The 9,374-nt window shown below is 36.2% G+C and carries 11 protein-coding genes; 8 read left to right on the forward strand and 3 right to left on the reverse strand.

Translation table 11 applies throughout. The annotated features are described in order from the left end of the window. The first annotated feature begins 44 nt into the window (after nt 1-44). Nucleotides 45-350, forward strand: a complete 306-nt coding sequence (locus L1D44_RS21395) for a hypothetical protein (RefSeq protein ID WP_239893220.1) — start codon at nt 45-47, stop codon at nt 348-350. Between the two features lie 269 nt (nt 351-619). Here the strand turns inward: L1D44_RS21395 and L1D44_RS21400 are convergent, their stop codons facing one another. From L1D44_RS21400 to L1D44_RS21410, 3 genes are all read right to left on the reverse strand, one after another. Next, on the reverse strand, nt 620-949 hold the full coding sequence (locus L1D44_RS21400) for a hypothetical protein (protein ID WP_239893221.1): 330 nt from the start codon (nt 947-949) through the stop codon (nt 620-622). 56 nt (nt 950-1,005) lie between these two features. Further along, nucleotides 1,006-1,350 (reverse strand): hypothetical protein, encoded by a 345-nt coding sequence (locus tag L1D44_RS21405; protein WP_239893222.1) that lies wholly within the window; start codon nt 1,348-1,350, stop codon nt 1,006-1,008. A 258-nt stretch (nt 1,351-1,608) separates the two neighbouring features. Further along, nucleotides 1,609-2,733 carry a hypothetical protein gene (locus L1D44_RS21410; RefSeq protein WP_239893223.1) on the reverse strand — a complete coding sequence of 375 codons (1,125 nt, stop codon included), beginning with the start codon at nt 2,731-2,733 and terminating at the stop codon, nt 1,609-1,611. A 123-nt stretch (nt 2,734-2,856) separates the two neighbouring features. Here L1D44_RS21410 and L1D44_RS21415 point away from each other — a divergent pair, with 123 nt between their 5' ends. The 7 genes from L1D44_RS21415 to L1D44_RS21445 form a co-directional block, all read left to right on the forward strand. Beyond that, nucleotides 2,857-3,111, forward strand: a complete 255-nt coding sequence (locus L1D44_RS21415; RefSeq protein WP_169021458.1) for a hypothetical protein — start codon at nt 2,857-2,859, stop codon at nt 3,109-3,111. Nucleotides 3,112-3,299: 188 nt separating this feature from the next. Beyond that, complete coding sequence (istA, locus tag L1D44_RS21420; protein WP_239893224.1) at nt 3,300-4,853, forward strand: IS21 family transposase; 1,554 nt, start codon at nt 3,300-3,302, stop codon at nt 4,851-4,853. Between the two features lie 8 nt (nt 4,854-4,861). Next, the gene (locus L1D44_RS21425) at nt 4,862-5,626 is read left to right on the forward strand and encodes an ATP-binding protein (protein ID WP_239893225.1); all 765 of its coding nucleotides are present in this window, start codon (nt 4,862-4,864) and stop codon (nt 5,624-5,626) included. After that, on the forward strand, nt 5,613-6,095 hold the full coding sequence (locus tag L1D44_RS21430; RefSeq protein ID WP_239893226.1) for a hypothetical protein: 483 nt from the start codon (nt 5,613-5,615) through the stop codon (nt 6,093-6,095). The genes L1D44_RS21425 and L1D44_RS21430 overlap by 14 nt, the downstream gene beginning before the upstream one ends. Then, nucleotides 6,076-7,029, forward strand: coding sequence for a tyrosine-type recombinase/integrase (locus tag L1D44_RS21435; RefSeq protein ID WP_239893227.1), 954 nt, complete (start codon nt 6,076-6,078; stop codon nt 7,027-7,029). The genes L1D44_RS21430 and L1D44_RS21435 overlap by 20 nt, the downstream gene beginning before the upstream one ends. Nucleotides 7,030-7,130: 101 nt before the next feature. Next, nucleotides 7,131-8,249, forward strand: coding sequence for a DUF4297 domain-containing protein (locus L1D44_RS21440; RefSeq protein ID WP_239893228.1), 1,119 nt, complete (start codon nt 7,131-7,133; stop codon nt 8,247-8,249). A 2-nt stretch (nt 8,250-8,251) separates the two neighbouring features. Beyond that, nucleotides 8,252-9,374 (forward strand): hypothetical protein (locus L1D44_RS21445; RefSeq protein WP_239893229.1); only part of this gene is annotated, 1,123 nt, incomplete at its 3' end.

Consider the following 9,374-nt stretch of genomic DNA (forward strand, 5'->3'; position numbering starts at 1 on the left):
ATTTTTACCTATAATTTATCTAGTTAGTTACTTGTAGGATAGTTATGAGAAAAATAAGTGATATTGCTGTTAGAGCTATTGAGTTGATAGAGAAATACGGCAAAAGATTAGAAGTCGATAATTTACCAGGGTTTGCGGAGTCACTAGAAACTGAAAGCTTTACGATCATTTATACCACCCCATTTTCTGGTGCTGAGGTCTACCCGGGTGAGAAGATGTACATGATAGATATTTGGCATGAAGGTCAAAAAGTCCTTGGAGAGTGCTTCCAAAATATTGAAGAAATTCGAGGTAAAGATAAATCTAAAAGAACTGCGTGGGTTGAAGAGTTCTTCGAGTTAAAACGGTGACATACTAAAACTGTTGCTCTAATAATCCTATCAATGTTTAAATTGTTATTAATACTTTAAGGAGAAAGTTCACATAGGACAATAATAATTTAAAGTTGAAGTTTGAAGCCAAAGTTACAAGTTCATAGCGAGTAAACATTTTTGTTTACTAACGGTAAAGCCCTCCTCGGTATTCAATTATATGTACTTCAAGTAAACAATATCGTTTACTGTAATTTATGTGTGAAAGGCAACAACTTGAAAGAGGCATCTCTTGTGAAACTAAGTAACTAGACGAGAACGCATCTTTCTAATATCAAGAGAACAAGTTCTCGCTGAAAGTATTGGTATTTATCTTCGATTTGCAGGTTTGTAATTTTAGCTAAGTATTTATCACCCGTATGTTCCTGAATGCGTTCAATATGAGCCACTTCAAACACGTAGATTTTGTCAGCCCACTCAAGTAGTTCTGGTGTACAAAGTGTTGCCCCTGCTTTACCAACGTATTTGGCACTTAAACCCGCTGATTTGTATTGATTACTTTTATTAGCTGCACGAAATAGTTCTTCTGCTGTTTTGCTACGCTGTTTGTTTGCCGTACAAAGAAAAAGGATATTCATATTTGCTCCTTAAGTTTAGGCTGGTTATAACCGAGTAAACAAAAACTGCAAATCGCCTAAGACAAGTCCCCCCGTATAAGACGTTCTATTAACCCCAGAACTTCTTCTTTACCTGCTGATGTATTAAGTAGTGTGATCGGTGCTTTACCTAACAAATATTTTTGCTTTTTATTGAGCCACTGAAACACATAATCTTCAGTCTTAAACATTTCCAATAGAGCGTTGAAAACATCAGTGGGCACATCGACATTTTCACTCTTCCAAAAACTGACATTTTTAGTGCTACCAAACTCAACAAAATCACCTGATGAAATAGCCAACTTTTCAACAACTGGGTCAGGTATTTCAATCATCAATTTGCCATCGATATTAACTGCTTTTGAACAAAGTGGATTTTTCATTATTGCTCCTTCAAATAGGTTCATGGCTTGCTACCCAATATTAGATTAATTTGACGAGCTAAAAGTGGTTATTACCCAGCGTTCTAGTGGTCATTTTTATTCGGGTTTTTGGTGGTTTATTTGCGGAACAATGGTTGTTTAGGAGCGTAATTTGCATATGCATATTCCGCTAAAACTGTACCCTAGTTTCATTTATTAATAACCGTGATCCCATTTAGCAATGACCACTTAAACGATAGAAAATTAACAGTTAGGTGTTTAAAGGTTGTTCCGGTAAGTTTCACAAGATTTGTTGAATTGAACCTGAGCATATTCATATTGCTTAATAGGGATATTGTGAGAGAGGCAAAAAGATTTCCCTCTTAAAAAGTACAAATAAAGGTGCATAGATGAATGCTGAATCAGAGATAAAAAATAAGCTGCATTTCTGCTCTTGTTTGCGCCTGGTAGTAATTGCTTATATTTAGGCAGTGAAACAATTGATGTGAGAGCTTGATATAAGCGATATAAGGCTAGGTAGTTTATGTTTGTGGACGCAGAGCCAGATAGCAAAATATTTGGGTTATGTTTGGTTGAAAAACCTGTGGGGATCATTAATTCCGTCTCCTTGTTTTCAACGCTGCAATATAGTTCTAGGGCTGGAATTTTGAGCTTAATATTACTTGGCTTATGCATGAGGAAATTACTGCACGCCTTCTCTATTAGTTGGCATAAATAATTTAAATACTTAAAAGCAAAAGGTTTCAAATCATCCTCTGATATAAAAAGCGTAAACATACGGAAAATCATCTTGAAAATGCTTTCGTTCAATTGAGCGAGGATGGTTAGTTTATCTTGGTTGTAATTATCATTACTTTCTTGATTTGCCCATACGGCTAAAACTAACAAGCCACATAGAGCATCTAGGTTTGTTTGCTTACATATTGCTTGCCAATCAGCATCTAAAGACAAACCATTATCTGTAGATATACATGAAACAACTTGATGAGGAAGTTGAACAACAATATCCGTCAATTCTGAATGTCGTGATTTGCTTGATGCCAATAATGGCCATATGGGGTGATAAAGCAAACGAGTACACTCTTGTTCATAGCTTTCAATATGCTGAATCGGATGATACCTAGAGCATATTTCACCTTTCGATTTACGCATTAAAAACCGATAAATTGACCGAAACTCTGAATGGGTTTTATCGATAGAGTCATCATCAATAATAGATTTGGTTAATTGATAATGGTTATCAGCCTTTTTTTCCTCACATAAAAAACTAACCCAGAACACTGCCGCTATTTTACGTAATCGCTTTGGCAGCGAACGATATTGCTGAAACTGACTAAAGCTTTTCCCTTTGCTGTAATGACTTTGAATTTTTCTAAAAGGCATAAGCCCTCCAAGGGATGACACTAATCTTAAAAAAATGGCACTGACGCATAAATACATTAAGTCTAGTCTTAATTAGATTATTTATTAGTCAACTTGTCTTAGTTGGTCTTGTAAGGGGATGGCATGAGTGAAGATGAAGTTGATGAACTGGCAAAAAAGTTAGAGCAGGACTTACTAAAAATGTACGGCAGCCCTGTTTTAAAGGGCGCTGAATTACAAAAGGCGCTTGGTTACAGTTCGATATATGCGTTGAGACAGGCAGTAGTAAGAAAAACACTACCTATCACCACATTTATAGTGCCTAACCGTAGAGGAACGCATGCATTAGTTAAAGATATTGCTAGGTGGTTAGCAGAGCAAGCAAGGGAGGATAAATGACGTAATAAAAGGTTGGCGTAGAAAAGACAAAGCCCCAAAGCTGGTAACTTTGAGGCTTAAATTGCTTTGTCGATTGGTTCAAACACGACAGCTATAAGCATTGTCTCCAATAGTCGTTTTGTCAAGGTTTCATCAAATGAAGTCTGCGGCTAGCTGCGCCTTATGAAAATGAATCATGAGGAATGACTATGTTGTCGAAAAAAACACGATGTTTGATAGCCAGGCTATTACAAACAACAAAATTATCACTAAGAGCGATAGGACGTACTACTGATTGCTCCCACGTTACCGTGATGAAAACAAAAAAGGTATTGGAAGAAAATAATATCTCGTGGCAATCAATGGAAACAATGGAAGAAGTAGAAGTTAATGTACTTTTCTTTCCAAATTGGCCATTTAGAAATGTTCAAAAAATTAAACCTAATATGGACGATGTTATTGAGTTCATTAGTAAGCCAAAGCAAACGAAGAGAAATGCTTACTACCAAGTATATCTTCCAACTTGCCCTGAAGGCGCAGCGTATAAACTGACTCAGTTCTACAAGTTGGTTCGAGAGCACGAGGGGCTGATTAAGCTATCAATGAAAATTAATCATAATGCGGGTGAAATTGCTTATGTGGACTATTCAGGAACTCAGGCTCCTTATTCGCCAGAAAATGTAACCGACCCATTAATGGCTAGTATTTTTGTCAGCACTGTAGGCGTTTCATCATACATTTTTATATACGCTACACCAAGACAAACGACCAGGGACTGGATTGAAGCACATGTCGCTATGATCGAGTTTTACGGCGGTGTGCCTGAAATTATTATTCCTGATAACCCTAAAGCACTCGTGACCTCTTCAAACCCTGAGAAGATCCTCAATAAGAACTATGAAGTATTTGGTAAGTGGTACAGCACAAATATCTTACCTGGGCGACCAAGAAAACCTAAAGATAAAGCAATAGCTGAAAATGGTGTTGGCTTTATCACTAATCGAATCATATCGAATATGTTGGACATGCACTTTGGTAGCATCGAAGCTATGAATCAATACCTGCTTTCAGAGTGTAAAAAGTTAAACAGTGAAAAATTTCAAAAGTTTAGTACCTGTCGCCAAGAATTATTCGAAAGAATAGACAAGCCAATGCTAAAAGCACTGCCAGATAAACCCTTTGAATTGATTGAAAATGTCTATGAAATGAATGTGCCGACAGATTACTGCGTTTTAGTTAAAGAGCATTATTATTCTGTACCTTTTACATATGCTAATAAGCCTGTTTCTATTCATGTAAAGCCTAAAAATATTGAAATATTTTACCAAGGAAAAATGATAGCGGCTCATACACGTAGCTATGCAATCGGTGAACTTACTCGTGTTTTTGAACACATGCCACCTAACCATCAATATTTCGAAGATAAAGATATTGAGTATTATTGGGAATGGGCGGAAGTATATGGCGAATATGCTAAAAAAGTTATTGCTGCTCAGTTTGATTGTGCCCATAAAAAGTCACGTTTAGCTAATGACCGCTGTCGCAAGATCATCAAGCTTGCTGAGTCTTCTAATTTATCCAATGAGGAGTTTGAAAAAGCTTGTGAGTTCGCTGCTTTGTACAACCAAATGTCACCAACACGATTAAGAGATGTTATTGCTACTAAGGCTTATGACGTTGATTTGAGTGATGTTAACTCATTAGTTCAAATTCCTTTTTCTAATAAGCACCTTCGTGGTGCTGATTATTACAATTCGCATTAGGAGGTCACATGATCAGTCCGCAATTAACCGAGAAATTTCAGCAATTAAAATTATCAGCAGCGATGAGTGGATATGAGCAGGTCGCTGAAAATCACGACATAGAGAGAGAGCTTTTGGATAAGGCAATTGAAGAGCTTTTTGACATTCAATTAGCATCACGATTTGAAAACTCTCAACGCTTAGCTAGAAAAAATGCTGCCTTAAAATGGCCGTTGGCTATGTTGGAGAACTTACCTATAAATGATGAGTCACCATTCTCTCTTGAAGATATCCAAGTATTAGGTTCATGTGAATGGGTAAATAATATGCAAAATATTTTACTCATTGGTGCTTCAGGCTTAGGCAAAACAACTGCGGCCTCGGCTGTCGGTAATGGGGCAATCATTAAGGGCTTTAAAGTTAAGTTTTTAAAGTATCGACATCTTATTAAAGCGTTAGTTGAGGCAGAGCTTAATGGTGAGACTGATAAGTACATTAAAAAGCTTAACCGAATGGCAGTGCTAATAGTAGATGATTGGGGCTTAACGCCATTAACAGATGAAGAGCGTTTACTGCTGTTTAATTTGGTCGAAGAGCGGGAAGGTAACGGCTGTTGGGTTATTACATCTCAATTTGATGTTGGGGACTGGCATAAGGCTGTGGGTGAACAATATATTGGAGATTCAATCTTTGATCGTATTGGCCACACGAAATTCAAATATATTTTTGAAGCAGGCAGTGATTCATTTCGCAAAATTAATGCGCAGCAAGGAGGCAAAAATGTTAACAAGTAACGAAAGCTACCTAAGTGTTTTAGGTCAAATTAACCTTGATGATTTATATATACAGCAAGCGTTTGAGCATTATCAACGTCAGTTTACATGCAGTGATATTGCCCAGCAATTCGTTCACATGAATTGCTTATTTGAAGAGCATACTCAGCATATTGATGATATTGGTTTTTGTGATAGAACATTGGGGAAGTGTATTCCGAAGTGTCGAACGCCTGAAGGTGCCGCTATTCGCGGTAGTTTGCAGCGTAGTGGTTTAATTCGCTCAAGCGGTCATGAGTTATTCCGAGGCTGTATTGTTTTTCCAACGATTGAAGATGGTCATATTGTTTCAGCAACGGGCTACCGCATTGGTCGCATTCGAGGTGGTGACAAGGCAATAGTTTATTGGCATAAACCAGAGCCGAAGGCATTTGTTGATTCAGGAATGACTTTTGCGAAGGAATTAATTTATGGACAAACCTACCACTAAATTATTTTGGCCTTGTGTAGAGTATTATCTAGAGCTTTGTCTTGCCAAAGGGCAAAGCTCAGATACCGTTCGCAATAAGCGAGGAGGCCTTAAAAAGTTCATTATTTGGTGCCAAGCACAAAGTATCACTACCATCGACTTGATTAACCTAGACTTGATGGATGACTATGCTGCTTATCTTAATAGCTATCGTAAAAAGCTAGATAACGAACCGTTAGGGCCTGCTCAAAAGCGTAATTTACTGACGTATGTAAAAACTTTTGTGAAGTATATGCACATAAAGGGATTGTTATCGAAGAACACGCTAGCTGATATAGAATTGCCAAGTAAAGGACACCAGATACCTAAAGCACTATATAGTGTTGAAGAAATCGAAGTTATCTTAGAGCAGCCGTTATTGTTTGGCATTAAGGGGCTAAGAGATAGAGCTATACTCGAAACATTCTTTGCCACCGGTATTCGCCGTGGCGAGCTGGTTAAGCTCAATGTTGATGATATCGACTTTACCGGGAAAATGGTGCGTGTACATGGTAAAGGCAAGAAAGAGCGGCTAGTGCCTATAAGTCAGCGTGGGTGTGAATGGCTTGCGTTTTATATTGGTAAAATTCGCCCAAGATTTGCCTTTATCAGCTCGGGAAAAGCATTGTTCTTAGCGAATAACGGCAAACGTTATGTTCCAGGTAAACTATCAGATATGGCCTCTCAATACGTCAAACTAGCAGGATTTGATCGCAAAGGCGCTTGCCACTTATTCCGCCATAATACCGCAACCACCATGTTAGATAATGGTGCTGACTTACGTCATATCCAAGAAATGCTCGGCCATGCCAGTATTCTCACTACGCAACTATATACCCATGTAAGCCGTAAGAAACTGTCTCAAGTTTATGAGGCTACTCATCCATCGGCTGAAGGTGGTAGTGGGTTGTTTTAAATTAACCCCTTAATTAGATAGAAAAATTCAAGGTTTTATGTTAAAAAACATGGTGATACTGTGCAAAGCACATTAATGGAATCTATTTAAAGGAATAAGTGTTGGTTGATAAAAGCGTAAATGCAGGAGTGACAGCTCAGCAAGGCTTTGCTTTACAAAGAAATATGGCTTTATTTGTCATTTTAGATAATTTTAAAGATAAATTTGAAGGGGCTAAATACTTCGTTTCTTTAGAACATCTTGAAGATATTGTATTTTGTTTTCTAAATGACCATGGGCATGCTGTAAAAGCAGAAACTTACCAATCCAAAAAAAAAGCAAATGGTAGCTGGAGAATCAACAAAAGTCTTGCAGAGATTATTGTTAAAATATTAAAAACTGGAAAATCTCTCGAAAGCGATCCACACCCCAAATGCCCCAATTATGACCACACACTTTATTTTTCGACTAATTCAACAGTTGAACTTGAAACTAAGGTAAAAAATAGTTCGAAAGGGGGAAGTTCGGAAACTTTTTCAGAGAATATAAATGAGCTAAATTCAGAGGTGGAATTTAATGCCTTGGATGAAAAGCTAAAAGAGGCAATAAAAAAATCTCTAAACCAATATGACCAGTTTGACGAAGAGATCTTGTCTGAAGAGCTAAATAATTTGAGGTTTCTCTTTGTCAATTTAACCAGAGTTAATAAAGAGCAAGAAAATCAACTAAAGGGTAAGTTAGATGAAGTTTTCACTAACAAAATAAATGATCCCAAAGCCGCTTTAGAAAGTCTTTTCAAGATATTTAAAACAGTAGAGTTAACATATAATCAAAAAAACATAGCTCGACTTTCAGACAAATCAAAACAAGTATGTAGTCAAGATATAAATAAAGCCATAGATATAATCACAACTAAATCAAAAGCCTTTGATTATTGGCGGGAACAAAAATCAGCTATTTCAAAAAAAATAGGCATCAAGCCATTTGAAAAAGAAACATTTGAAATGAAGTTTACTTTGGCTTTTGAACTATTTAAAAGCAAAGATGAAACAGAACATCAAAAGATATTAAGCTTTGTAAAACTCAATTATCAAACATGTTCAAGCTATGCTGAAGAAGACTGTGTAGATGAGCTAATTGAGAAGTTCCTTTACTCGAATAGTTCAAACTTAGATAAAGATACATTAAAAGCTACCGTGTACGCCGCATATTTCGAATCAATTTATAAAACGGAACATTAAAATTGAAAGCTAAAATCGAATACAACAATTTTTTCGCTTATTCTGAAAAAAACAAGAAATATTTCAATACTGACTTTTCTAGTAGTATCAATATTGTACATGGGAAAAATACGTCAGGAAAAAGTAGCTTTTTACAGTCTATTCTTTATACGTTTGGTATAAATGATGAAAAGAGAAAATTAGAAGAGTTACTATCCGAAGAGATAATCTTTAGGTTAGATTTCACGATAAGAAACCCTAGTGTATCAAAGGTGTCAATTGTTAGGGATGGTGAAATACTCGCAATAAAGAAGAATGATGAACAGCCAATCAAATTTATTGGCGTGAGTGGTAATAGGTCAAGAGAGCACCTCAAACTTAAAAGTTACCTATCAAAGCTATTTGGTTTTGACTTATACCTTGAATATGAAGGGGAGTATAAACCCGCTTCACTAGAAGCAATGTTTTTACCTTACTATGTAGCTCAGGATGTGGGGTGGGTATCTAGACACAAATCATTTAGAGGTTTGGACTTCGTAAGGAATTTCAAAACAGACTTCTTTGACTATTATTTAGGCATAGTAAATAACTTTGACAGAATTGAAAAAGCAAATCTAGAAAAAGAGAGAAAAGTATTACAAACTGAATGTAAGCTTTTTCATAGAATCGAGGAAAACAATAAAAGCTTCAAATTAAGTAAATTAAAAGACGAAGCATTTTTGTCAAAGTCAGCAGAGTATATTGAGCCATATAAAAATAATAGGTCAGAGTTAATTACACTCGAAAAAGACTATCTTGCTACTTGTAATAAACTAACTAGGCTTGAAGAAAGTCGAAAGCTCTTACAAAAAGTTAGACGTAGTTTAAAGAAAGACATACTTTCCGAAAATAACTGCCCTACCTGCCAACAACACCTAGAGCATGCAACTGAAGATACTTATAATTATCTTCAAAATTTAAATGATACAGAAAAGCAATTATCGGGACTAAGTTTAAATATCAAAGAGCTGAAAGATACCCAAGGTTCAATTAACTCATTACGTAATAAAATAGATGAGAAAAAATGTGCAGTTGAAACAGATTATTATGAATTGCTTGATTATAGAGTAGATAATTTAACTTTTGAATCTTGGTTGAAAACAAAAG

It is taken from the genome of Shewanella sp. Isolate13 (assembly GCF_022398325.1).
Taxonomy (GTDB): Bacteria; Pseudomonadota; Gammaproteobacteria; order Enterobacterales; family Shewanellaceae; genus Shewanella.